Genomic DNA, 23,427 nt, shown 5'->3' on the forward strand with positions numbered 1-23,427 from the left:
ATGGGTTTTATTTAGGGATAAATATAGAGAATATCGCGCCGTGCGGCTCGTTGTCCGACACTTCTATGCTGCCGTGCGCCTGCGCCACATGGCTGGCGACCAGATGCAGGCCAATGCCGTGGTCGCTTTTATCCGCTTTGGTGGTGACGCCCTGTTCAAACAGCGTATCACGAATCTCCTCGGCGATGCCGGTGCCGCGATCCGCCACCTCGATCACCAGCTCGTCGCTGCCATCGCTGATATAGAGTTCGATCGCGTCGTGCGGAGTCGGGCAGTGCAGCGTCGCTTCCACCGCATTATCCAGCAGGTTGCCGACGATCGACATCAGTTCGGTCTCATTCAGCGCCGCCGGGATTTGCCGCAGTTGGCAGGCCGGATCGAAGCGCAGCTCGATGCCTTTTTCTCTGGCGCTGGAATATTTGCCCAGCAGCAGGCCGCACAGCGCCGCCGAACTGAAGCGCTGCGAGATGAAATCGAGGATCTCCTGCGCGCCCTCGGATTGGGCTTCCACATAGCGAATGGCCTCGTCGTAGCGCTGCATATGCAACAGCCCGGCCAACGTGGCGGTCCAGTTCAGCTGCTCGTGGCGCATGATGCGCAGGTTGTCGGCATAGCGTTTCACCTGGCTGAGCTGGCTGCTCAGGGTATTGATGTCGTTTTTGTCGCGGAAGCTGATCACCCAGCCTTGCAGCTCCTGCTCCTGCATGATGCGCACCCGGCTGGCGATCACCCGAACGTGGTTGAAGCGGCACACCTCGTCGTGCGTATCCTGGCCCAGTTGCGCGGCGGCGAAGAAGTCCGGCTGCGCCTGGATCACCTCGCCGATCGGCCGGCCCAGCAAACTGGCGGCGGGCTGGTGCAGATCCAATAGCTCGCGCGCCGCATGGTTGATGGTGATGATCCGCAGCTGTGGATCGATGGCGATCACGCCCTCATAAATGGCTTCCAGCAGCGCTTTTTGCTGGCGCACCAGCAGCGCGATCTCTTTCGGCTCCAGCCAGAACATCTGGCGCTTGAGGTTTTTCGACAGCAGCCAGGAAAAGACGAACAGGGCGATCAGCAGCAGGACGATGGAGCCGATAATTTGCGTCAACGTCCTGGCATTTAAATTATCGATATGCGATTTCAAATAGCCGACGGAAACGATGCCGATCACGTGATTATTTTCATCCAGGATCGGCGCCTTGCTGCGCAATGAAACACCAATGCCGCCCTTGCGAATGGAAATAATGCTTTTCCCTTCCAGCACCTCTTTATTATCGCCGCCGATCATCGGCGTACCCAGGCGGCCTTCGTATTCGGAATGATAAAGATGGCGGGCGTGATTATCGCCGATGACGATATAACTGGCGTCACTGCTGGCGCGGATTTTTTTCATCAGCGCGGCAATTCTGGCGGCGTCGTGTTTTTCCACTGCGTCCACCAGCGAAGGAATGAGGGCGATTTCCCGCGCCTGCACCTGGGCGCGGGCGCCGAGATCGCGGTGCAGCTGCGCATCCAACTGGTAATAGGTGTAGGCGCCGATACAGGTCAGCAGCAGGCAGGAGAAGGCCACCAGGCACAGAAACAGCTTGATTTGAAATGAGAGTTTGAGGCGCATGGCGGAGCTTCACCGTAAAGAGATCCTGAAGCCTTACCCTATCACGAGAAGCGGGGTCTGTAATATTGCGCCCGATCAACTTGTGATCCTTCACACGGGATTAGAGTGAACCGGACGAGAATTGTTCGCCTGCGATAAAATTGATAAGCTTTAAAATAAAAACGGTATTAACACCATTAAAACCACGCCGGTTTTTACATAATCTTAATTAACCCCATAGAAACCATAACCACCATTAAAAACCCTTTTTAACTTTGAACATAATCACAGCAGATAATCCGTGCGCTTCTCTATGATGGCTGAACAAACTAATAAGAGGCCAGATTATGAGCACAACAGATGATTCTTACCTCGTAGCCAAAGACAAGACCGCCGATATTCCTCTGCGTGAGAAATGGTGGCGGATACTGGACAATTATAAAGTAGGGATTATTCCGTTACCGTTCTTTATTCTGGCCGGCGTATTGATTCTGCTCGACTGCCTGGAAGGCAAATTGCCGAGCGATATCGTGGTGATGGTGGCCACCCTGGCGTTCTTCGGTTTCGCCTGCGGCGAATTCGGCAAACGCCTGCCGTTGATCGGCAAAATGGGCGCGGCGGCGATCTGCGCCACCTTTATTCCTTCCGCGCTGGTGCACTATGGCCTGTTGCCGGACGTGGTGGTGGAATCGACCACCAAGTTCTACAAATCGACCAACATTCTTTATCTCTACATCTGCTGCATCATCGTCGGCAGCATCATGAGCATGAACCGCCAGGTGCTGATCCAGGGTTTCCTGCGCATCTTCATTCCGATGCTGTGCGGCGAGATCGTCGGCATGCTGGTGGGGATGGGCGTCGGCATGGCGCTGGGCCTGGAGCCGTTCCAGATCTTCTTCTTCCTGATCTTGCCGATCATGGCCGGCGGCGTAGGTGAAGGGGCGATCCCGCTGTCGATGGGCTACGCGGCGATCCTGCACATGGAGCAGGGCGTGGCGCTGGGGCGCATTCTGCCGATCGTGATGCTCGGCAGCCTGACCGCCATCGTCATCGCCGGCCTGCTCAACCAACTGGGCAAGCGTTATCCGCACCTGACCGGCGAAGGCAGCCTGATGCCGAGTAAGCAGGGCGACAGCAACATGAACGCGGTGGAAAAAATCAGTGGCAAGGTGGACGTCAGCACCATCGCCTGCGGTGCGCTGTTGGCCATTCTGCTGTATATGGTGGGCATGCTGTTGCACCGCCTAATTGGCCTGCCGGCGCCGGTGGGCATGCTGTTCGCCGCCGTAGCGGTGAAGCTGGCGCACGGGGTGTCGCCGCGCATTCAGGAAGGTTCGCAGGTGGTGTACAAATTCTTCCGCACCGCCGTGACTTATCCGATCCTGTTCGCGGTCGGGGTGGCCATCACGCCGTGGCAGGAGCTGGTGGACGCGTTTACCGTCCAGAATCTGATCGTGATCGTCACGACCGTCAGCGCGCTGGTGGCGACCGGTTTCTTCGTTGGCAAGAAAATCGGCATGCACCCTATCGACGTGGCGATCGTCTCCTGTTGCCAGAGTGGGCAGGGCGGCACCGGCGACGTCGCGATCCTCACCGCCGGCAACCGCATGTCGCTGATGCCGTTCGCCCAGATCGCAACCCGTATCGGCGGCGCTATCAACGTCTCGCTGTCGCTGCTGGTGTTGGCCAAGTTCTTCGTATAACTCCTATAAATCCTTAGCGTTACTTTGCCTTTCCCCGCCCCCGCGGGGATTTTTTTTGCCCGCGCGCCGGCCTGACGCGCAGGCGGGAAAACACCGGTTACGCCGCCTGTTTCATGGCGGCGTCATACCAGGCGAAGTAGCGCTCTACGCCGCGACGGCCGGATTCGATCAGCGCGCGTTTCTTCTCCTCGCTGATGCCGAACTCCAGCGTGCCGACGTCGAGCGTGTCGACATACACGGTGCGCTTCCAGTCGTCGCTGTCCAGGTGCACCTTGGTTTGGATGTCCAGCATCACGTTGGCCACCGCCAGGGTGAAATCAAACAGGTTGTTGACCGGTGTGCGCGGACCGGCCTGCCCGGCAGCCTGGGCGATTTCACCGGCGGAGTCGAGGCGAAGGCCCAGGGTGCGGGTGTTGATGCGTTGGCTGGAGGCGTCGATGTAAGGCGGCGTGGCGGAGAAGTCATAGTCGAACAGCCGCACCGGGTAGTTGTCGATCATGCCACCGTCGATGCACAGATCGCCCAGGGTATTGTTCTTCGCTACGAAGGCAAACGGGAACGACATCGAAATGCGCAGGCCGTCCGCCACTTTCATGCGCGGCGTGGTGCGGTGAGAATAGACCTCGCGTTGGCCGCTGTTGAGGTTGGCGCCGATAAAGTAAATCGACTTGAACCCTTTCGCCGTTTTCATCGCTTCGAACTGCTCGAAGGTAATATCCGGGTTGCCGGTATATTGTTTGATAATATCGCGCGACCATTGATAGAAATAATCGCCGGGCGCGATGCCGTATTGATTGAACAGGCGATAGGCGTCCTGGATCGTGCCGAAAAAGCCGCCGTTATAATCGAGGAATTTTTTAAAATCCATCGCCGACAGAATTTTGGTTACGTCTGCCGAGCTGCAGCCCAGGCCGACCAGCAGTGCGGCGATGGCGCCCGCCGAGGCACCGGAGGTTTGCTTGATCTGCGGCATGATGCCTTTGGCCTCCAGCAATTCCAGCGCGCCGCCATAGGCGATGCCTTTTACGCCGCCGCCTTCAAAGACCAGGTTTTCGAATTGATAGTTCATGATATTTCCTCACTCTTGGTTTAGGGAGTAAGGAAAATAACCAAGTGGCGAACGAGAAAATATGGATTGGGGTTGTGTGGGGCGGCAAACAAAATTATTAATAATAAATATATTGTTTATATATTTATCAAAGGCATTTATTAAACAGGCGCATCGGGCTTTTTGCGTCAATACTTAGCGCTGTTCAATTCTCGCAAGGAGTCATCATGTTCTGGAAACGTTGTCTGTTGGGCGCGGCGCTGGCCGTTATGTCGTTACAGGCCGGCGCCGCCGCGCCGCAGGCCAAAACCCCGACGCCGGGATTTTACCGCATCATGCTGGGCAGCTTTGAAGTGACCGCGTTGTCCGACGGCATTATTCGCCTGCCGGCGGACAAGCTGTTGCTGAACAGTACGCCGCAGCAGATCGCCGCCGGGTTGGCCGAGCGGCATCAAAGCCTGCCGGTGGTCACCTCGGTCAATGCTTATCTGATCAATACCGGCGACAAGCTGGTGATGATCGACAGCGGCGCTGGCCAGCTGCTGGGCGACGGCCTGGGCAAGCTGGTGGATAACCTGCGTGCGGCGGGCTACCAGCCGGAGCAGGTGGATGAGATCTACCTGACCCACATGCACCCGGACCACCTCGGCGGCCTGACGCACGACGGCAAGGCGGTATTCCCCAATGCGGTGGTGCGCGCCGCCAGCCAGGACGCGGACTTCTGGCTAAGCGCGGACAAACTGAAACAGGCTAGCGCGGGCAATAAGAGCAACTTCGAAAGGGCTCAGGCAGTGATCAAGCCGTATCAGGCGGCCGGCCACTTTAAGCCGTTCAGCGGCGACGGTGAGCTTTCCCCGGGCATTGCCGCCTTTGCCGCCCACGGCCATACGCCGGGGCATAGCGTGTATCAGGTGACCAGCCAGGGCCAGAAGCTGTTGCTGCTGGGGGATCTGATCCACGTGGCGGCGGTGCAGATGCCGCATCCGAAGGTGGCTATCAGCTTTGATAACGATGCCAAGGCGGCGGTCGCTCAGCGGCTGCGGATATTTGGCGATAGCGCGCGGCAGAGCGAGCTGGTGGCGGGCGCACACCTGTCGTTCCCGGGGTTGGGGTATTTGAACCGCCAGGGCGACGGTTACACCTGGGTGCCGCTGAATTACGGCGCGCTGTAACGGAGATGGCCGCCCGTTGGGCGGCCATCGAACAGAGCCCAGCGGCATTGTTCGATAATTTGGGATTATGATGCCAGAGAATCGGGGCTGATTCGCCGTGATAAACCGTGCATGATTAACGTCATGCCTGTCGTTTTCTTTAAGGAGCTCCCGATGAACCAGAAAACTCACTCCGTCGCCATCGTCACCGGCGCATCCCGCGGCATCGGCGCGGCCATCGCCGAGCGTCTGGCCGCCGATGGCTTTACCGTCATCATCAACTATTCAGGCAATCCGGCACCGGCCGATGAGCTGGTGCGCAAGATAGAACAGCGCGGCGGCCGCGCCTTGAGCGTCAAGGCCGACGTCAGCGATGCGGCTGCGGTCACCCGGCTGTTCGACAGCGCCGAACAGGCGTTTGGCGGTGTCGACGTGCTGGTCAATAACGCCGGGGTGATCGCGCTGGCGCCGATAGCGGACATGAGGGATGAAGACGCGGATCGCCTGCTCGACATCAACCTGAAAGGCAGCTTCAATGCGATGCGCGAGGCGGCGAAGCGCCTGCGCGACAATGGCCGCATCATCAACTTCTCCTCCAGCGTGGTGGGGTTGCTGCAGCCGGGTTACGGCATGTATGCCGCCAGTAAGGCGGCGATCGAAGCGCTGACCAGCGTGCTGGCGAAAGAGCTGCGCGGCCGCAATATCACGGTGAACGCCGTCGCGCCGGGGCCGACTGCCACCGGCTTGTTCCTCGACGGCAAAACCCCGGAGCTTATCGAGCGGCTGGCGAAGATGGCGCCGTTGGAACGCCTGGGTACGCCGGACGATATCGCCGCGGCGGTGGCTTTTCTCGCCGGGGCCGACGGCGGCTGGATCAATGGCCAAACCCTGCGCGCCAACGGCGGCATCATCTGATTGGCGACGCGCCGCCGCCGGATCGGGTATCCTGTGGCGGAACATATCACATCAAGGGCAACGTATGGCGGGCCACACTCAGCAATCCCATCCTGGCGTCAGATCGCCCTGTGTCAGCCTGTGCCGGATCGACGACGAAACCCAGCAGTGCCGCGGATGCCGGCGCACGCGGGCGGAGATCGCCGCCTGGCCGACCGCCAGCGACGCGGAGAAACGCGCTATTTGGCGGCGGCTAGAGTTGCGTCAATGGGTGAAATAATCCTCAGTGTTATTGCGCTGTCAGACTTCGTGTAGCACAATTGAGCTACATGTAACAGACCGACGTTGGGAGCGCTTATGTCTACGACGACCATCCGTATTCCAGATGAGCTTAAAGCCCGCGTGGCCGCCGTCGCCGAGCAGACTGGCGTGACGTCTCACAGCTTTATTTTGCAGGCAATAACGGAGAAAACGCAGCAAGAAGAGTTGCGCCGCGACTTTGAGAATGAAGCGGAAAAACGCTATGCCAAGATAATTGCGACGGGAGAGACGGTTTCTTGGAAAGAGATGCGCGGTTATTTGGAAAATTACGCTGCGGGTAACACCGCTGCGGTTAAACCTGCCGTTAAAAAACTGGGGCGCTGATGGCAAATGTCGAGTTGGCGCCAGAGGTCAGGGATGATATCGAACGTATTCTCGCTCATTTGGCTCAGTATGCTGCCGCGGATTCAGGGCGGCGCATTCAGGAAATCATCCAGGCGGTTGCGGTATTGGAACATAATCCATTGATCGGACGGTCCCTTGGCGCAGGGCTGCGTGAATTGATTATTGGGCAGCAAGCTCGCGGTTATTTGGCGCTCTACAAATATATCCCTGATATCGATACGGCATTTGTTCTGGCGATCCGCAGTCAGAAAGAACAAGGGTATTGAATGCACGATACCGGCCTGAAAGACCGGTATCGTTGTCATGTCCTCAGAAATCCCAGTCCTCATCCTCGGTGTTGACCGCCTTGCCGATGACGTAGGACGACCCTGAGCCGGAGAAGAAGTCGTGGTTTTCGTCGGCGTTCGGCGACAGCGCCGACAGGATCGCCGGGTTGACCTCCGCCATCGCCGGTGGGAACAGCGCTTCATACCCGAGGTTCATCAGCGCCTTGTTGGCGTTGTAGTGCAGGAAGGTCTTCACGTCTTCCGTCCAGCCGACGCCGTCGTACAGCTCCTCGGTGTAACGCACCTCGTTGTCGTACAGATCCTGCAGCAGATCGAAGGCGAAGTTTTTCACCTGCTGGCGCCGCGCGGCGTCCACCTTCTCCAGCCCTTTCTGGAACTTATAGCCGATATAGTAGCCGTGCACCGCTTCGTCGCGAATGATCAGGCGGATCAGATCGGCGGTGTTGGTCAGCTTGGCGCGGCTGGACCAGTACATCGGCAGGTAAAAGCCCGAATAGAACAGGAACGACTCGAGGAAGACGCTGGCGACTTTTTTCAGCAGCGGATCGTCGCTGCGGTAGTGAGCCAGAATGATGCCGGCTTTCTTCTGCAGCGCGCGGTTTTCCTCGCTCCAGCGATAGGCGTCATCCACGTCCGGCGTTTGGCACAGGGTGGAGAAGATTGAGCTGTAAGAGCGGGCGTGCACCGCCTCCATAAAACTGATGTTGGAGTACACCGCCTCTTCGTGCGGCGTCAGCGCATCGGCGATCAGGGCCGGCGCGCCGACGGTGTTCTGGATGGTGTCCAGCAGCGTCAGCCCGGTGAACACCCGAATGGTCAGCTGCTGCTCCTTCGGCGTCAGCGTGGCCCAGGAGGGGATATCGTTGGACAGCGGCACCTTCTCCGGCAGCCAGAAGTTGGAGGTCAGGCGGTTCCACACCTCCAGATCCTTGTCGTCTTCGATGATGTTCCAGTTGATGGCGCGCACCAGCGGCGCCGATGTTACGGTCGTCATAAGTTGCCTCACAGCGAGCAGGACACGCAGCCCTGCACCTCGGTGCCTTCCAGCGCCATCTGGCGCAGGCGGATGTAGTAAATGGTCTTGATGCCTTTGCGCCAGGCGTAGATCTGCGCGCGGTTGATGTCGCGGGTGGTGGCGGTATCGCGGAAGAACAACGTCAGCGACAGCCCCTGATCGACGTGTTGCGTGGCGGCGGCATAGGTATCGATGATTTTCTCCGGGCCAATCTCGTAGGCATCCTGGTAATACGCCAGGTTGTCGTTGGTCATGTAAGGCGCCGGGTAGTAAACGCGGCCGATCTTGCCTTCCTTGCGGATCTCGATGCGCGAAACGATCGGATGAATGCTGGAGGTGGCGTTGTTGATGTACGAGATGGAGCCGGTCGGCGGCACCGCCTGCAGGTTCTGGTTGTACAGCCCGTGCATCATCACCGACTGGCGCAGCGCGCGCCACTCGTCGCGCCCCGGAATGGCGATGCCGGCGGCGGCGAACAGCTCGCGCACCCGCTCGGTCTGCGGCAGCCAGTCGCGTTCGGTGTATTTGTCGAAGTACTCGCCGCTGGCATAGCGCGAGTGCTCAAAGCCGTCAAAGGCGCCGCCGCGCTCGATCGCCAGCCGGTTAGAGGCGCGGATGGCGTGATAGGCCACGGTATAGAAATAGAGATTGGTGAAGTCGATGCCTTCTTCCGAGCCGTAGAAGATACGCTCGCGCGCCAGGTAACCGTGCAGGTTCATCTGACCGAGACCGATGGCGCGGGCGCTGCGGTTGCCTTCGGCGATCGACGGCACCGAGCGGATGTCGCTCATGTCGGCCACCGCGGTCAGCGCACGGATCGCGGTCTCGATCGCTTTGCCGAAGTCCGGTGCGTCCATGGTTTTGGCGATGTTCAGCGAGCCGAGGTTGCAGGAGATGTCCTTGCCGATGCGATCGTAGCTCAGATCTTCATGATACGTACTGGCGCGGTTGACCTGCAGGATCTCCGAACACAGGTTGCTCATGTTGATGCGACCGGCGATCGGGTTCTCCCGGTTGACCGTGTCCTCGAACATGACATACGGGTAGCCGGATTCGAACTGGATCTCCGCCAGCACCTGGAAGAATTCGCGCGCATTGATGCGCGACTTGCGGATGCGCTTGTCGTCCACCATCTCGCGGTACTTCTCGCTGACGGCAATCTCCGAAAACGGCACGCCATACACCCGCTCGACGTCGTAGGGCGAGAACAGGTACATCTCCTCGTTGTTCTTCGCCAGCTCAAAGGTGATATCCGGGATCACCACCCCCAGCGACAGCGTTTTGATGCGGATCTTCTCGTCGGCGTTTTCCCGCTTGGTGTCGAGAAAACGCAGAATGTCCGGGTGGTGGGCGTTGAGATATACCGCGCCGGCTCCCTGGCGTGCGCCGAGCTGGTTGGCGTAGGAGAAGGCATCTTCGAGCATTTTCATGATCGGAATGACGCCGGAAGACTGGTTCTCGATGCGCTTGATCGGCGCGCCCACTTCGCGAATATTGCTCAGCAGGAAGGCCACGCCGCCGCCGCGTTTCGACAGCTGCAGCGCGGAGTTCACCGCCCGGCCGATCGATTCCATATTGTCTTCGATGCGTAGCAGGAAGCAGGAGACCAGTTCGCCGCGCTGGCGTTTGCCGCAGTTGAGGAAGGTCGGCGTGGCCGGCTGGAAGCGGCCCGAAATCATCTCCTCCACCAGATCCTGCGCCAGGGCGGTATCGCCCGCCGCCAGCGTCATCGCCACCATGCACACCCGATCTTCGTAGCGTTCCAGATAGCGCTTGCCGTCGAAGGTTTTGAGCGTATAGCTGGTGTAGTACTTGAAGGCGCCGAGGAAGGTCTCGAAGCGGAATTTTTTGGCGTAGGCCTGCTGGAACAGCTGCTTGATAAACGGGAACTCGTACTGCGCCAGCACCTGCGGCTCGTAGTAGCCTTCTTCCACCAGATAGCGCAGCTTTTCCTCCAGGTTATGGAAGAACACGGTGTTTTGGTTGACGTGCTGCAGGAAGTAGTGCCGCGCCGCCAGCCGATCCTTGTCGAACTGGATCCGGCCTTCCGCATCGTAAAGATTGAGCATCGCGTTGAGCGAATGGTAATCCAGCGCGCCCGTCTCGGGCCTGGTCAGTTCTGTCGTTGCCAAAATGCGGTTACTCCCTGTCGAACGTTTTCAACGTCTTGCGCGGTGCCGAGCAGCTCGAAGCGGTACAAAAAAGGCACCTGGCATTTTTTGGCGATGATGTCGCCGGCGATGCCGTACGCTGCGCCGAAGTTGGTGTTCCCGGCGGCGATGACGCCGCGCAGGTATGAACGGTTTTGCGGAACGTTGAGAAAGCGGATCACCTGGATCGGCACCGCGCCGACGGCGCTGCCGCCGCCATAGCTGGGCACGATCAAGATATAGGGTTGTTCCATCAGCAATTTGCTGCGGGCGCCGGCGATCGGAATGCGGATCGCCGGCAGGCCCAGTTTCTCAACGAATCGGTGGGTGTTCTCCGAACTGCTGGAGAAATAGACCAGCGGATTCATCGTCGAGCCTCAGCAGGTGAGCGCCAGCGCGCCGATTTTGTCCGGCCGGAAACCGGACCAGTGATCGTCACCGGCGATAATCACCGGAACCTGCTGATAACCCAATGATTTAACGTGGTTCAGCGCCTGCTGATCCTGGGTGAGATCGATCACCTGATAATCAATCCCCTGCTTATCAAATGCGCGATAGGTGGCGTTGCACTGGACACAGTCCGGCTTACTGTAAATAATAATGCTCATGATTCGCATTTACCTTTAGACTGAAGGAAAGGCGGACAAGTCAGATAACGGAGCATCGTTCCTGGCGTTTCTGACGGCGTTATCAACCGAACGACATTCCCTGCGGCTGACCTATAAAATACTATATGTTGATATTTGTTTTATCAACCACGCTATATATGGTGTTTTGTGGGGTTAAGTGCGCAGACCGCGTCGGAGCTGGGAAGGCGAGGGGAAAATTTTTTTTCGGGTGGGAAATTCCCCCCTCTCAGAGAAGAGGGGGAGGCGAACGCATTATTGGCGCATGCTGACGGCCAGCCGGTTGAAGGCGTTCATGATGCTGATGGCGAAGGTCAGATCGGCGATCTCGGTATCGCTGAAGTGCGCTTTCAGCGCCTCAAAAGCGCTGTCCGGCGCGCCGGTGGCGGCGATCAGCGTCACCGACTCGGCCCATTCCAGCGCGGCGCGTTCGCGCTCGCTGAACTCATGGCTGACGCGCCAGCCCGCCAGCGTATCGAGTTTGGCGTGGCTGAAGCCGCTTTCGCGCAGCGCTTTACCGTGCATGTCCAGGCAGTAGGCGCAGCCGTTGATCTGCGAAACGCGCATAAACATCAACTCGATGGTCGCTTTGTCCAGAGCGCCTTTCTCCAGCGCCATCAGCGCGCTCACCATATTTTTGTACGGGGCGGGCGCCAGCTCGGCGTAATTCAAACGTTGCTTAATCATGGTCAACCTCAATCGATAGTAACGAAATCATGGCGCTACTTTAGCGGCCTTATGGTCTATGCTATAGGGCCATAAAATGATTATTTAACCGGGCCATGATGCCAACTTTCCTGACCTCGCTGCGTTTGGACAGCCGTCTCGCCGAACCGCTGTACCGGCAGATTTATCTGCGAATCAAAGACGCCATCGCCCAGGGCAACCTGGCGGCGGGCAGCCGGCTGCCTTCGGTACGCGGGTTGGCGAGCGATCTTGGCGTGGCGCGCGCCACGGTGGAAAGCGCCTATGCTCAACTGATCGCCGAAGGTTTTTTGCAGAGCCGGGGGCAGGCAGGCACCTATGTCTCGCCGCAGTTGCCGCCCATGCAGGGGGCGGCGTCCGCTGCACCGCCGTTGCCGGCGGTGGCGCCCGATCCGCTGCAGCCGCAGGGCATGCTGCAGCCTTTCCAACTGGGCGTGCCGGCGCTGGATGCGTTTCCACGTGCGCTGTGGCAGCGCATTGTCGCCCGCCAGCTGCGCGGTTCTACGGTGGCTTCCCTGGCGCTGCCGCCGGCCGGCGGCCTGCCTGAACTGCGTGAGGCGATCGCCCATTATCTGCATTTGTCGCGCGGCATCAGCTGCCAGCCGGAGCAGATTTTCCTCTGCGCCGGCTACCCGGCGCTGTTGGACTGGGTGGTGGAGACGCTGTTGCACGCCGGTGACGCGGTATGGATCGAAGATCCCGGTTATCCGGTTACGCGCCCGCTGCTGCGGGCCGCCGGCGTGAGGCCGGTCGCCGTGCCGGTGGATGAACAGGGAATGGACGTGGCCGCCGGTATCCTGACGGAGCCCGAGGCGCGGCTGGCGGTGGTCACGCCGACTCATCAGAGCCCGCTCGGCGTCTCGCTCAGCCTGGCGCGGCGGATGGCGCTGCTCGACTGGGCGCAGCAGCGCGGGGCCTGGATCCTCGAGGATGACTACGACAGCGAGTTTCGCTATCACGGGCGACCATTGCCGCCGCTGAAAAGCCTCGATGTTCAGGGGCGGGTGCTGTACGCCGGCACTTTCAGCAAAACGCTGTTCCCGGCGCTGCGCATGGCTTATCTGGTGGTGCCCGCCGGTCTGACGGCGGCATTCGCGCGCAGCAGCCGGCTGCGCGGCTGCGGCTGCCCGCCGCTGCTGCAGGCAAGCGTGGCGGATTTCATCCGCCAAGGGCATTTCTACCGCCACCTGAAACGCATGCGGCCGCTGTACCGCCAGCGTCGCGAGTGGTTGACGCAGGCGCTGGAACGGCAGCTGGGGGCCTGGCTGACGGTGGTGCCGCAGCAGGGCGGCATTCAGCTGTTGGCTCGGCTGCATCACGGGCTGGCGGATGCGCCGTTGGCGGCGAAAGCGTGGCGGCAGGGGCTGGCGGCGCAGGCGTTGTCGGATTGGCAAATCGATCGTCCGGCGGGGCAGGGGTTACTGTTGGGGTTCGCCAATTTCAGCCGGCGAGAGGAGGCGGAGCGGGCGGTGCAGGGGCTAGCGCAGCTGTTTAAACACGCAAATTAAACGGCCCGCGATTTCCGCGGGCCAGACGCACATCTGTTTTATCTTTATGACTGCAGGGGTGTTAACGCCGGGCCAGCAGCACGCCGAGCACGATGCCGACGGCGGCACCGATCCCTACGCCCTGCCAAGGTTTGTCACGCACATAGCTGTCGGCTTGATCGACCGCGTCGCGCGCATGCTGTGTCAGACTGGTGGAGCCATTGAACCGCGCCCGGGCGTCGCGCAACACGCCTTTCGCCTTGCTGTGCAGCTCTTTCAGTTCCTCTTTGGTCTTGTCACCGGACTCGCGCAACACTTCATCCAGCGTATCGGCCAACAGAGTGACGTCCTGATCGATGTCGCGTTCTGTTCTTTCCGCTTTCTTAAACATTCAGCTCTCCATTTCGACACATGTCTTTTAAGTGTAGACCATGTCGAGATTTGCGTGGCCGATCACGGAAAAAAACCGCCGTCACGCAGGTGTTTGCCGGCACCTGGGCTTTGTACATTTGGTTACTCGGCGAAACCAATCACTCACGGAAGCGGCGGTTTGATTCCACTAGTATCTGTTTCAACGGCTCCACCGGAGCTTACCGAAACAACACTCTGAGGATTTAAAGATGAAAAAAGTATTAGCGCTGATCGTTGCTGCCACTATGGGTCTGTCTTCTGTTGCTTTCGCTGCTGATACTGCAGCTACTGCTCCGGCTACCACCACCGCGCCAGCTGCGACCACCACTACCGCTGCGCCAGCGGCGGCTGCTGAAAAAGCGCCAGCTAAAGCGACGCACCACAAGAAAGCCAAGCACCACAAAAAAGCGCCAGCCCAGAAAGCTCAGGCCGCTAAAAAGCACCACAAAAAAGCGCCGGCTCAGAAAGCCCAGGCAGCTAAAAAGCACCACAAAAAAGCGCCAGTGCAGAAAGCTCAGGCCGCTAAAAAACACCACAAAAAAGCCGGTAAAAAAGCGTAATTAAGTGATGTTTGCGGAACCGACAAGGTTCCGCACGCTACAGCCCGTATTCCAGACACCCGGTCTTTCCGGGTGTCTTCTTTTGAGGCTACTCACGATGATCCATCGCTATCTGTTTGAAGTCATTTTCAGCGCGGTAACCCTGTGCGGGGTGATCGTCGGTTGGGAACTGTTTCTGGCCGGCAGCTTCCTGTAATTATTGCGCCGCGGCGGTTTCGTGCAAATGCCGCCAGCCGAGCGCGTCGGGCAGGCGTTCAAACACCACCGTGGAGTAGCGCAGCGTGGCGCTTTGCCCCGGCAGACTCTGTTTTTCCCGGTAGCTGACTACCGCGCCCGACGGCCATTCGGCCACCAGCTTCATCTCTTCTATCTCGATTTCCAGTCCCGGTTTGGCGGCGCGATGCGCGCGGAAAAAAGCGCACAGCGCGGTGAAATCCAGCGGGGCGCCGTTCAGCGCGATCATGCTGAAATCCGGCGTAAAGCGCGCCAGCAGCGCCTGCTCCTCTCCGGCGCCTTTGCCCAGCCAGCGTTCAATGGCGATGTGGGCGTCGATCACTTCGGTAAAATACGGGTTCATAAAGCATCCTGTTGAGCATTGAGTTGGCGCACGATGGCGCGGTTGGCGAGGCGCAGACACAGCAACAGCGGGATAAGTGTGCTGGCGCCCGCCAGAATGAAGCAGGTTCGGTAAGCCGCCGCGGGCGGCAACACGGCCAGCAGCAGATTCAGCAGCAGACTGAGCAGCGCCACGCCGAGGCAAAAACTGAGCTGGCGGTTGATATTCCACAGTGCGCTGGCGTCCGCCAGCTGAGCGTCGGGGATCTGCAGAAACGCGCTGCTCTGCGCGGTGCTGCTGCACAGGCTGCCGCCGAACCCCATCAGGGCGAAGGCGGCGATCTGCCACGCGTGCTGCCCGGCCTGATCGATCTGCGCCAGCGTCAGCATGCCGGCACCTTGCAACAGACAGCCGGCGATCAGCAGCGGCCGCGGGCCGAGGCGATTAAAGCTTTTGCCGGTCAGCGTGATGGCCAGGAACGACGCCAGCGCCCAGGGCAGCATCAGGCCGCCGACCTGCGCGGCGGGCATCCCCAGCTGGTTTTGCAAATACAGCATCGCCACCAGGCTGATGCCGATGAACAGGCCGGGAATGCACAAATAAACCGCCATGGCGTTGCGCAGCAGCGGATCGCCGACCAGCCGCAGGTTCAGCAGCGGCTGCGGGGTGCGCAGGCTATGGCGCAGATAATAGGCCAGCACCAGCAGGCCGGCGGCCAGCAGCGCCGCGCCGGAAACCTGATGACCGGCTTCGCTCAGCCGGGTCAGGCCGAGCAGCAGCAGCGTCAGCGCCGCGCAGGCGCTCAGTAATCCAGTCGCGTCGAGCGGTTTGCGCGCCGCCGTCGGCGTTTCCGCACGTAGCCACAACGCCGCCAGTGCCAGGGCCAGGGCCGCCAGCGGCAGGTTGGCGAAAAACACCCAGCGCCAGTCCAACCGATCGACGAGCCAGCCGCCCAGCGCCGGTGACAGCGCCGGCGCCAGCAGCCCGACCAACATGATGGCGGCCGACAGCCCGGCGCGTTCATGGCTGCGGTACAGCTGATAGGTCAGCGTCTGGCCGATGGGGATCAGCAAGCCGCCGCCCATGCCCTGCAGGGTGCGCCAGCCGATCAGCGCGCCGATGCTCTCGGCGTTGCCCGCGCCGAGGGTGGCCAGCATGAACAGCGCCAGCGAGAGCAGAAACACCCGCCGCCCGCCGATGCGCTGCGCCAGCCAGGCGCTGAGCGGGATCACCAGCGTCAGGCCGAGAATATAGCCGTTGCTGACCCACGCCAGCTGGCTGACCGATGCTCGCATCGCCTGGCCGATGGCGGGGTAGGCGACGTTGGCGATAAACATATTGATCAAATCGACGAAAAAGCCGAGCAGATAGACGATTGCCACTTTGCTGCGATAAGACATGGTGCCTCCGGTTGAAGGCGAGCAGTGTAGCGGGGGGAAAAGTGCGGATAAATCGGCGGCGGGCGATTACACTGTCAAAATCATTTTGACAATAAGGGCGGCGAAATGCTGAATTTGCAGCGCCTGGCGATCTTCGCGGCGGTGGTGGAGGCGGGCAGCTTTACTGCAGCGGCGGTGGCACTGGGGCAAACCAAGGCGGTGGTGAGCTTTAACGTCAAGCAGCTGGAGAATGAGCTGGGGGTGTCACTGCTGGTGCGCAGCACCCGCCGATTATCGCTGACCGATGCCGGCGAACGCTTCTACCAGCGCAGCCTGCAGCTGTTGCAGGAGGCGGAGAACGTGCTCGACGACGTGCGCCGCGATCATCACGGGCTGAGCGGCGTGCTGCGCATCACCAGCACGCCGGAGTACGGCGCGCAGGTGGTGGCGCCGGCGCTGGCGGCGTTTTCGCGCCAGCATCCGCGCCTGCGCATCCAGCATGTCTCTTCTTCTTATCATGCCGATCTGATCTCGGAGCGCTTCGACGTGGCGATCCGTCTGGGCCAGCTGGCGGATTCCAGCCACCGCGCGGCCTTGATCGACAGCTTCGCCATTTTTCCGGTGGCGGCGCCGGATTATCTGGCCGACCAGCCGATTCATTCGCTGACGGATCTGGCGCAGGCGCAGTGGATTGCCCACAGCCGGCTCAGTTCGCCCCTCAGCTGGCAGGTGGTCACGCCGCAGCGCGAAGCGGTACTGTTCAAGGTGGCGGACGCCGCCACGCTTACCGGCGACAGCGCCGCGGCATTGCTGGCGTTCGCCCTGCATGGCGCCGGGGTGGCGTTGCTGCCGGCGTGGCTGGCGCAGCCCGAGATCGACGCCGGCAGGCTGCAGCGGTTGCTGCCGGATTACCGTTTCCCCGAGCAGAGCATCTATGCGCTCTACCCGAATACCCGCCATGTGCCGGAGAAGGTGCGGGCGTTTATCGATTTTCTGCGCGCGCGGGTGGCGGCAAAATCGTTAGCGAAATAATAATTCGTTATCACTCTCTCATTTATCATCAAATCTCATCGGGGTATGCTGGAGGGCTTCGTCTACCTCGTCCGATGCGAGCCACCTTCGATGACCGCAGAAAATAACTTCCAGCTGAACCGACGCATTCTGTCCGTGGTGATGTTCACCTTCGTCTGCTATCTGACCATCGGCCTGCCGCTGGCGGTGCTGCCGGGATTTGTGCATGACCACCTGGGCTACAACTCGGTGCTGGCGGGCCTTATCATTAGCGCGCAGTACTTCGCCACGCTGTTCAGCCGCCCGCATGCCGGGCGCTACGCCGATCAGCTGGGGCCGAAGAAGGTGGTGCTGTTCGGCCTGGCGTGCTGCGGCGCCAGCGGGCTGTTTTACGCGCTGGCGTTTGGCGTTGACGGTTATCCGTGGCTCAGCCTGCTGTTGCTGTGCGTGGGGCGGGTGTTTCTCGGCGTCGGCGAAAGCTTCGCCAGCACCGGTTCCACGCTGTGGGGCATCGGCCGGGTCGGGGCGATGCACACCGCACGGGTGATTTCCTGGAACGGCGTCGCCACCTACGGGGCGATGGCGGCCGGCGCGCCGCTCGGCGTGTACCTGAATCAGCAGTGGGGCTTGGCCGGAGTGGCGGCGCTGATCGTGCTGGCGGTCGCGGTGGCGCTGCTGTTGGCGAGCGGCAAGCCGGACGTCTCGATCGCCGCCGGGCAGCGCATCGCCTTCAGCGCGGTGTTCGGCCGCATCTGGGCCTATGGTCTCGGGCTGGCGATGGGCACCGTCGGCTTCGGCGTCATCGCCACGTTCATCACCCTTTACTACGCCGACAAGGGCTGGAGCGGCGCGGCGTTTTCGCTGACGCTGTTCAGCTGCGCCTTCGTCGGCATCCGCCTGATCTTCAGCAACGTCATCAACCGCCACGGCGGGTTGAAGGTGACGCTGGCATCGTTTCTGGTCGAGATCGTCGGGCTGCTGTTGATCTGGCAGGCCGGCGAACCCTGGATGGTGCAAACCGGCGCGTTGCTGGCCGGCGCCGGTTTTTCGCTGGTGTTCCCGGCGCTGGGCGTTGAGGCGGTGAAACAGGTGCCGCCGCAGAACCAGGGCACGGCGCTCGGCACTTATTCGGCGTTCCTCGACCTGGCGTTGGGCATCACCGGCCCGCTGGCCGGGCTGCTGATTGGGCAAGCGGGCGTGCCGTCGATCTATCTGGCGGCGGCACTGCTGGTGGCGATCGGGGTGCTGCTCACCCTGCGTCTGCTGCAGCGCAACCGGCGCTGATTCAGGAATAGTCCGAAACCCGGATTCCTCCCCAGAAAATCGTTGTTTCGGTGAATGATTACGGTAAGGTCGCTCAGCGGTCCAGAATGAGAGGAGGAATCGATGTATTTACGGCCGGATGAAGTGGCTAAAGTGTTGGAGAATACCGGCTTTGAGCGTGATTATGTCACCGATCAGGCCTATGGCTACCGCAAGGGTACGCATTATGTGTATGTGAATCGCGAAGCGCGGATGGGCAGAACCGCATTGGTGATCCACCCGGCGTTGAAAGAGAGAAGCGTGCATTTCGCCACGCCGACCTCTCCGGTGCGCACCAGCGAGCAGTATCTGGAGTTTCCCCTGGATTTAAGCAGCGACGCCCCGAACCTGCGTTACGGCATCGCACACGGCTTCAGCTCGCGCGAAGCGCTGTCGCGCTACCTCTACAGCATGTTCCTGTAATCGGTCCCCCGCCCGGGGGACGCGATCAGCCGTGGGCCAACGCTTCGCGGTTGAAACGCTCATTGTAGGCGCGGCGGAACTGCGCCAGTTCAAATGCATCGATATCCAGCTCGGCGAAGTAAAACAGCGCCGCTTCGGTGTGCTCGGCGTGCAGCTCCGGCGACAGCCCGGCGCGCAGCAGCACGTCGCGCCACAGGGCAATCTGTTCGTCGTCCGCCTGTTTGATGAACGTCAGATAGATGAACAGCAGGTAAGCGGCCTGGTGCATCTCTTCGGTGTAGCCGTTGTTCAGCATGCGGATAAAGGTCTGGCTTTGGCGGCCGCCCATTTCCTGGATCATCGATTCGATCAGCATCGGTTTGACCCTCAGCAGATGGGCCAGCGAATCGATGGCTTTGCGGGTGTCGGACGTCAGAATGCGGTAACCGATAATAAATACGACGATCAGGGCGGCGAGGATGATCCAGGTCATTTAGGCTTTATTACACTCTCAATACGCCAGAAGAGGGAGAGGCGCTGTGCGACAGCGCCCGCTATCAATGCTGTTCGCCGCTGAAATTACCGACCGCGCTCTGCTGGCGCAGATGGTGGTTAAAGGTGGCCGCGTCTTTGGCCAACGCGTCGAGATGGGCGCCAAGCATTTTGATCTGCTTCACCAGCGCATGTTGTTCCGGCACCGAACTGGCGGTGCTCAGTTTGCGCGCCAGTTGTTCATTCTGCGCCCGCAGCGCGGCTTCGCGCTGTTTGGCTTCTTCCAGCAGTTGCTGCAGCGCCTGGTAGCTCTGCTGCCATTCGCGGTGTTGCCGTTCGAAGCTGCTCTGCAACTCATTCATCGCATTTTGAAACTGGATTTCCAGCTCGCGCATTGTCATGGGCTCGATCCTTTGCGGCACTCAATGATGGCTTAGCAGTATAGCGAAAACTGTTCGCAAGCTCACCCGTTGACGACAAATGAGACACATGCCACTGACAATTCCCGGCTTGCAACCGTGGCAAGGCGTCTTACAATCGACCCCATTCCCGGCCGTAAAGGCTGCCGTTCAAGAGAGGTGGAACATGAGCGAGCAGGAAAAAGACTTTTTTGAACAGGCGATGGCGGACGTGGTGCCGCTGGCGAACGGGCGGCAGACGTTGCACCTCCGGCCGCAGGAGACGGTGGACAAAAGCGCGCGGCGCGAAGCACAGCGGCTGCGGCAGGAAAACTTCCTCAGCACCGATTTTCTCGAGGTGATCCCCTGCGAACAGCCGCTGGAGTTCAAAGGGGAAGGCATTCAGCAGGGCGTGCTGGACAAGCTGCGCAACGGGCGTTACCCGCCGCAGGCGTCGCTGAACCTGCTGCGTCAGCCGGTTGAAGCCAGCCGGCAGGCGCTGTTTCGCTTCATCGTGCAGGCGGAGGCGCAAAACCTGCGTTCGCTGCTGATCGTGCATGGCCATGGGCGGCAGAACGACAGCCATCCGAATATCGTGCGCAGTTACGTCGCCAAATGGCTGGCGCAGTTTGAACAGGTGCAGGCGTTTTGCCGCGCCTTACCGCGCGACGGCGGCGAGGGCGCCTGCTACGTCACGCTGCGTAAATCGGCGCAGGCCAGGGCGGAAAACTTTGAGCGCCACGCCAAGCGCAGCCGTTGAAAGGATTGCCGAAATAAAATGGCCGGCGAATATCGCCGGCCATCGATGAATTATTTATTAAATATTTTATAGTCCAGCGAATAACGGCCGGCGCCGGTCACCGCCAGCAACAGCAAACCACCAATGATGCTGATGTTTTTAAAGAAGTTGATTTCGTTGCCCATCATTTCCATACCGGTCATTTTCCAGAATGGATGGCCGATAAACGCGGTGCCCAAAACATAGAGGGCGAAAATGACCGCGATAGGGCGAGTAAACAGGCCGAGAATAAGCGCGATGCCGAAAATAAACTCCACCACCACGGCAACGATCGCCGCCAAATAAGGCATCGGCGTGCCGTAACCTTCCATCGCCGTGACGGTCGCACCGAAGTTGACCAGTTTCATCCAACCGAAAATGATAAACAGAATCATCAGCAATATGCGGGACAGCAGAATTACGCCGTCTTTTGAGCTATCACCCATTTCGAACTCCTTAGCCACTGTCGGAATTATGTTGTCTTACTGTATAAAGATTAGAACAATTTACGTTTTTTTCTAGCGGCGACGGGCGGTTGCGCCACTTTTTTCGATGGGCGAGACGCGTGGTGAAGCCGGCAGTATTGCCTATACTTGACTCTGGAGCAAAAACAATAAAACAGGCAATGTGAGGCCATGATGGATGAGGAATTGACCGCCGCCGGTTACCGCCGTTATTCCGGTGATAAGATTGACGTTTATTTTAACAGTGCAGTTTGCCGCCATTCCGCCAACTGCGTGCATGGCAACGCGGCTATTTTTACCCTGAATCGCCGCCCGTGGATTATGCCGGACAATGCCGAGCCGGCCGAGGTGAAACGCGTTATCGACAGCTGCCCCAGCGGCGCACTTAAATATAGGGAGAAATCATATGGATCATAAAATCTTGGCAGACGACAAGCGTTTTTATATCAATGATGAGCAAGGCAAGCTGATCGCCGAGATCTCTTTCGTGCCGAGCGGCGACAAGCTGACCATTATCGATCACACCTGGGTGGATGAGTCATTGAAGGGGCAGGGCGTCGGCAAAAAGCTGGTGGCGCTGGTGGTGGAGAAAATGCGCGCTGAGCAGCGTAAAATCATTCCGCTGTGCCCGTTCGCCAAGCATGAATTTGATACCACGCCAGCCTATCAGGACATTCGCGCCTGAGGCGATAACGGGGCGCGGCGCGCGCCCCGAGCGTTCAGCAGACGCCGAAATCGCCGTCTTCATGGTACAGCGCCACCTCGCTGGCCTGCACCTCCGTGCGCTGCTCTTTACCCAGTTCATTCCAGCTGCAAACCAGGGTTTCGCCATCGATCGCCACCACGGTCATCTTTGGGCCGCCGGTGGTGCGTTGTACAAAATCACCGATATTGAATGCCATGCGTTCCTCCACAACAGATTAAACCTCACCTATTGATAACACAGAATGGCGCTACCGTTGGCAGATGTTTCGTTATGCATTAAATTATACAGCGTTTATCACCAGGGAGAGCAGACTAACATGCCGGGATTATTGATGTTTTATGTGGGCGGTACGGCACCGGGCGCCAATATTGAGTTGCACGACGTGCAGTTCGCGGCGGCGGATCGGCCGGATGAGGCGTATCCGCTGCTGCGCGAAAAGTGGTTCGGCGATAAGCGCAAGGTGCATGTCGACGGTTATGCGCGCATCGACTGGGCGGACGGTTACGACGTGAGCCTGGAGCCTGCGCCGTTCGCCGGTGAAGAGAAGCTGTTTTTCGTTAACGTGGGCGGTTACCGCAGCGATGAGCTGGCGGAACTGCACCAGTTCGGCCTGTTTGTGGCGCGCTCTGCCGGCGAGGCGAAAGACAAAGCCAAACGAGTGCTGCTGACCGATAGCGCGCAGCAGCACAAGGATGACCTGGCCGAGGTGGACGACTGCCTGCTGCTGCAGGCGCTGCAGGGTTATCACGTTCATCTGCGGGCCAACCCGCACGGCAAACCGGCCCGGCCGCTGTGGCAGGGGTATCTGCCGATTGGTGAGTAACGTTGGGGGAAGGCGGCCTCCCCAAATTTGGCGGTGTTAATGGTGTACTGCAGGTGAATCAGGCAAGCATCAGGCGGGTTTGCGGGCGGCGAGAATGAAGATCATCGGGCGTTCCTGCTCTTCGTCCAGCGCCGGGGTAGCGGCGATTTGCTGCGCGCTGGGGCCCCATTCGTTCAAATGCTGGATGATAAATCCTTGCTGCGCCAGCGGGTTGATATAGCTGCCGAGCGTGCGGTGCTGCTTGATGACGCCTTCCGCCAGCCAGTTGGAGACGCGCTGGCCTTCCCGCTGGTAGCCGTTGACCGGCCAGGATTTCTGCCCGTTGCCGTCGGTCAGCCAGCCCTGCTGCGCCGGGGCGGTGTAGATCGGGTGCTCGGCGGTGAAGATGAACTGCCCGCCGGGTTTCAGCGCGGCGTAAACCGTGGCGAACAGCGCGGCCAGATCCTCGAGGTAGTGCAGCGTCAGCGAGCTGTAGACCAGATCGTAACTTTCCGGCGGCAGTTGCAGCTGCGCCAAATCTTGCCGGCGGTACTCGATGCCCGCGTCGGCGGTCATCTCCCGCGCCTTGGCCAGCATCTTTTCCGAGACGTCCAGCCCCAGCACGCTGGCTGCGCCCTGTTCGCGCGCGCTGCGGCAAAACCAGCCGTAGCCGCAGCCGAGATCGACCACGCTTTTGCCCTGCAAGTCCGGCAGGATGCGGCGGATGGCGGGCCATTCCGGCGCGCCGTCCAGGCCGTGCTGCGAGCGGCTGAGCTGCGCGTAGCCGTCGAAGAAGGCCTGATTGTCATAGATGTTTTGCGTCATGATGACTCCTTGGGATGAATGACGGCGGCG

The 23,427-nt window shown here is 59.9% G+C and carries 30 protein-coding genes; 15 read left to right on the forward strand and 15 right to left on the reverse strand.

The genetic code is table 11. The annotated features are described in order from the left end of the window. Positions 1 to 7: 7 nt before the first annotated feature. Entirely contained in the window at positions 8 to 1,600 is a 1,593-nt protein-coding gene (locus ACMGF9_RS04600; RefSeq protein ID WP_414160558.1) for an ATP-binding protein, read from the reverse strand. Positions 1,601 to 1,926: 326 nt separating this feature from the next. On the opposite strand from ACMGF9_RS04600, the gene ACMGF9_RS04605 reads away from it, so the two are divergent. Further along, a complete protein-coding gene (locus tag ACMGF9_RS04605) occupies positions 1,927 to 3,282 on the forward strand; it encodes a 2-hydroxycarboxylate transporter family protein (RefSeq protein ID WP_004928909.1) in 1,356 nt (451 codons plus the stop codon). Between the two features lie 97 nt (positions 3,283 to 3,379). On the opposite strand, the gene ACMGF9_RS04610 is transcribed toward ACMGF9_RS04605, so the two are convergent. Then, on the reverse strand, positions 3,380 to 4,351 hold the full coding sequence (locus tag ACMGF9_RS04610) for a patatin-like phospholipase family protein (RefSeq protein WP_414160559.1): 972 nt from the start codon (positions 4,349 to 4,351) through the stop codon (positions 3,380 to 3,382). Positions 4,352 to 4,557: 206 nt separating this feature from the next. Here ACMGF9_RS04610 and ACMGF9_RS04615 point away from each other — a divergent pair, with 206 nt between their 5' ends. The 5 genes from ACMGF9_RS04615 (at position 4,558) to ACMGF9_RS04635 (ending at position 7,307) form a co-directional block, all read left to right on the forward strand. Then, a complete protein-coding gene (locus ACMGF9_RS04615; RefSeq protein WP_414160560.1) occupies positions 4,558 to 5,502 on the forward strand; it encodes an MBL fold metallo-hydrolase in 945 nt (314 codons plus the stop codon). A gap of 153 nt (positions 5,503 to 5,655) precedes the next feature. Next, positions 5,656 to 6,396, forward strand: coding sequence for an SDR family oxidoreductase (locus ACMGF9_RS04620; RefSeq protein ID WP_076741038.1), 741 nt, complete (start codon positions 5,656 to 5,658; stop codon positions 6,394 to 6,396). Between the two features lie 64 nt (positions 6,397 to 6,460). Then, a complete protein-coding gene (locus ACMGF9_RS04625) occupies positions 6,461 to 6,655 on the forward strand; it encodes a DUF1289 domain-containing protein (protein WP_075201911.1) in 195 nt (64 codons plus the stop codon). A gap of 77 nt (positions 6,656 to 6,732) precedes the next feature. Then, positions 6,733 to 7,020: a CopG family ribbon-helix-helix protein gene (locus ACMGF9_RS04630; RefSeq protein WP_033632276.1), complete on the forward strand. Its 288-nt coding sequence runs from the start codon at positions 6,733 to 6,735 to the stop codon at positions 7,018 to 7,020. Further along, positions 7,020 to 7,307, forward strand: coding sequence for a type II toxin-antitoxin system RelE/ParE family toxin (locus ACMGF9_RS04635; RefSeq protein ID WP_033632277.1), 288 nt, complete (start codon positions 7,020 to 7,022; stop codon positions 7,305 to 7,307). The genes ACMGF9_RS04630 and ACMGF9_RS04635 overlap by 1 nt, the downstream gene beginning before the upstream one ends. A gap of 43 nt (positions 7,308 to 7,350) precedes the next feature. On the opposite strand, the gene nrdF is transcribed toward ACMGF9_RS04635, so the two are convergent. The 5 genes from nrdF to ACMGF9_RS04660 form a co-directional block, all read right to left on the reverse strand. Then, on the reverse strand, positions 7,351 to 8,322 hold the full coding sequence (nrdF, locus tag ACMGF9_RS04640; RefSeq protein ID WP_004928917.1) for a class 1b ribonucleoside-diphosphate reductase subunit beta: 972 nt from the start codon (positions 8,320 to 8,322) through the stop codon (positions 7,351 to 7,353). An 8-nt stretch (positions 8,323 to 8,330) separates the two neighbouring features. Next, positions 8,331 to 10,475, reverse strand: a complete 2,145-nt coding sequence (gene nrdE / locus ACMGF9_RS04645) for a class 1b ribonucleoside-diphosphate reductase subunit alpha (RefSeq protein ID WP_015378866.1) — start codon at positions 10,473 to 10,475, stop codon at positions 8,331 to 8,333. Beyond that, positions 10,457 to 10,861, reverse strand: coding sequence for a class Ib ribonucleoside-diphosphate reductase assembly flavoprotein NrdI (gene nrdI, locus ACMGF9_RS04650; protein ID WP_015378865.1), 405 nt, complete (start codon positions 10,859 to 10,861; stop codon positions 10,457 to 10,459). Before nrdI ends, nrdE begins: the two co-directional genes overlap by 19 nt. 9 nt (positions 10,862 to 10,870) lie before the next feature. Further along, the gene (nrdH, locus tag ACMGF9_RS04655; protein ID WP_004928934.1) at positions 10,871 to 11,101 is read right to left on the reverse strand and encodes a glutaredoxin-like protein NrdH; all 231 of its coding nucleotides are present in this window, start codon (positions 11,099 to 11,101) and stop codon (positions 10,871 to 10,873) included. 273 nt (positions 11,102 to 11,374) lie between these two features. Next, positions 11,375 to 11,806 carry a carboxymuconolactone decarboxylase family protein gene (locus ACMGF9_RS04660; protein ID WP_015378864.1) on the reverse strand — a complete coding sequence of 144 codons (432 nt, stop codon included), beginning with the start codon at positions 11,804 to 11,806 and terminating at the stop codon, positions 11,375 to 11,377. 95 nt (positions 11,807 to 11,901) lie between these two features. Here ACMGF9_RS04660 and ACMGF9_RS04665 point away from each other — a divergent pair, with 95 nt between their 5' ends. Next, on the forward strand, positions 11,902 to 13,332 hold the full coding sequence (locus tag ACMGF9_RS04665; protein ID WP_015378863.1) for a PLP-dependent aminotransferase family protein: 1,431 nt from the start codon (positions 11,902 to 11,904) through the stop codon (positions 13,330 to 13,332). A 61-nt stretch (positions 13,333 to 13,393) separates the two neighbouring features. Here ACMGF9_RS04665 and ACMGF9_RS04670 read toward each other — a convergent pair whose 3' ends face one another. Further along, positions 13,394 to 13,702: a DUF883 family protein gene (locus ACMGF9_RS04670; protein ID WP_004928950.1), complete on the reverse strand. Its 309-nt coding sequence runs from the start codon at positions 13,700 to 13,702 to the stop codon at positions 13,394 to 13,396. Between the two features lie 229 nt (positions 13,703 to 13,931). Between ACMGF9_RS04670 and asr the strand changes: the two genes are divergently transcribed. Further along, positions 13,932 to 14,282, forward strand: coding sequence for an acid resistance repetitive basic protein Asr (asr, locus tag ACMGF9_RS04675; RefSeq protein ID WP_004928953.1), 351 nt, complete (start codon positions 13,932 to 13,934; stop codon positions 14,280 to 14,282). 196 nt (positions 14,283 to 14,478) lie between these two features. Here asr and ACMGF9_RS04680 read toward each other — a convergent pair whose 3' ends face one another. Then, positions 14,479 to 14,859, reverse strand: coding sequence for a DUF4440 domain-containing protein (locus tag ACMGF9_RS04680; RefSeq protein ID WP_166730288.1), 381 nt, complete (start codon positions 14,857 to 14,859; stop codon positions 14,479 to 14,481). Further along, positions 14,856 to 16,238, reverse strand: coding sequence for an MFS transporter (locus ACMGF9_RS04685; protein WP_118891761.1), 1,383 nt, complete (start codon positions 16,236 to 16,238; stop codon positions 14,856 to 14,858). Before ACMGF9_RS04685 ends, ACMGF9_RS04680 begins: the two co-directional genes overlap by 4 nt. 105 nt (positions 16,239 to 16,343) lie before the next feature. Between ACMGF9_RS04685 and ACMGF9_RS04690 the strand changes: the two genes are divergently transcribed. The 3 genes from ACMGF9_RS04690 to ACMGF9_RS04700 all read left to right on the forward strand — a co-directional run bounded on the left by ACMGF9_RS04690 (position 16,344) and on the right by ACMGF9_RS04700 (position 18,953). Beyond that, positions 16,344 to 17,249 carry a LysR family transcriptional regulator gene (locus tag ACMGF9_RS04690; RefSeq protein ID WP_118891762.1) on the forward strand — a complete coding sequence of 302 codons (906 nt, stop codon included), beginning with the start codon at positions 16,344 to 16,346 and terminating at the stop codon, positions 17,247 to 17,249. Positions 17,250 to 17,339: 90 nt separating this feature from the next. Further along, positions 17,340 to 18,512, forward strand: a complete 1,173-nt coding sequence (locus tag ACMGF9_RS04695; RefSeq protein WP_414160562.1) for an MFS transporter — start codon at positions 17,340 to 17,342, stop codon at positions 18,510 to 18,512. Positions 18,513 to 18,614: 102 nt separating this feature from the next. Next, positions 18,615 to 18,953: a DUF2002 family protein gene (locus ACMGF9_RS04700; RefSeq protein ID WP_004928971.1), complete on the forward strand. Its 339-nt coding sequence runs from the start codon at positions 18,615 to 18,617 to the stop codon at positions 18,951 to 18,953. 25 nt (positions 18,954 to 18,978) lie between these two features. Here ACMGF9_RS04700 and ACMGF9_RS04705 read toward each other — a convergent pair whose 3' ends face one another. After that, positions 18,979 to 19,425: a DUF1198 family protein gene (locus ACMGF9_RS04705; protein ID WP_025303978.1), complete on the reverse strand. Its 447-nt coding sequence runs from the start codon at positions 19,423 to 19,425 to the stop codon at positions 18,979 to 18,981. A gap of 64 nt (positions 19,426 to 19,489) precedes the next feature. Then, complete coding sequence (locus ACMGF9_RS04710) at positions 19,490 to 19,825, reverse strand: MbeD/MobD family mobilization/exclusion protein (RefSeq protein ID WP_004928976.1); 336 nt, start codon at positions 19,823 to 19,825, stop codon at positions 19,490 to 19,492. A gap of 184 nt (positions 19,826 to 20,009) precedes the next feature. Here ACMGF9_RS04710 and smrA point away from each other — a divergent pair, with 184 nt between their 5' ends. Continuing rightward, a complete protein-coding gene (smrA, locus tag ACMGF9_RS04715; RefSeq protein WP_075686641.1) occupies positions 20,010 to 20,582 on the forward strand; it encodes a DNA endonuclease SmrA in 573 nt (190 codons plus the stop codon). Positions 20,583 to 20,632: 50 nt separating this feature from the next. On the opposite strand, the gene ACMGF9_RS04720 is transcribed toward smrA, so the two are convergent. Then, entirely contained in the window at positions 20,633 to 21,046 is a 414-nt protein-coding gene (locus ACMGF9_RS04720; RefSeq protein WP_004928980.1) for a DoxX family protein, read from the reverse strand. 192 nt (positions 21,047 to 21,238) lie between these two features. Between ACMGF9_RS04720 and ACMGF9_RS04725 the strand changes: the two genes are divergently transcribed. Continuing rightward, a complete protein-coding gene (locus ACMGF9_RS04725; RefSeq protein WP_004928981.1) occupies positions 21,239 to 21,481 on the forward strand; it encodes a (4Fe-4S)-binding protein in 243 nt (80 codons plus the stop codon). Continuing rightward, the gene (locus ACMGF9_RS04730; protein WP_004928983.1) at positions 21,471 to 21,749 is read left to right on the forward strand and encodes a GNAT family N-acetyltransferase; all 279 of its coding nucleotides are present in this window, start codon (positions 21,471 to 21,473) and stop codon (positions 21,747 to 21,749) included. Before ACMGF9_RS04725 ends, ACMGF9_RS04730 begins: the two co-directional genes overlap by 11 nt. Positions 21,750 to 21,783: 34 nt before the next feature. Here the strand turns inward: ACMGF9_RS04730 and ACMGF9_RS04735 are convergent, their stop codons facing one another. Next, entirely contained in the window at positions 21,784 to 21,966 is a 183-nt protein-coding gene (locus ACMGF9_RS04735; protein ID WP_015378856.1) for a YodC family protein, read from the reverse strand. A 120-nt stretch (positions 21,967 to 22,086) separates the two neighbouring features. Here ACMGF9_RS04735 and ACMGF9_RS04740 point away from each other — a divergent pair, with 120 nt between their 5' ends. Next, positions 22,087 to 22,593, forward strand: coding sequence for a DUF1543 domain-containing protein (locus ACMGF9_RS04740; RefSeq protein ID WP_118891764.1), 507 nt, complete (start codon positions 22,087 to 22,089; stop codon positions 22,591 to 22,593). 69 nt (positions 22,594 to 22,662) lie between these two features. On the opposite strand, the gene ACMGF9_RS04745 is transcribed toward ACMGF9_RS04740, so the two are convergent. Next, positions 22,663 to 23,397, reverse strand: a complete 735-nt coding sequence (locus ACMGF9_RS04745) for a class I SAM-dependent methyltransferase (protein WP_004928990.1) — start codon at positions 23,395 to 23,397, stop codon at positions 22,663 to 22,665. Positions 23,398 to 23,427: the final 30 nt, after the last annotated feature.

It is taken from the genome of Serratia sp. BNK-23, from assembly GCF_047456145.1.
GTDB lineage: Bacteria > Pseudomonadota > Gammaproteobacteria > Enterobacterales > Enterobacteriaceae > Serratia > Serratia nematodiphila.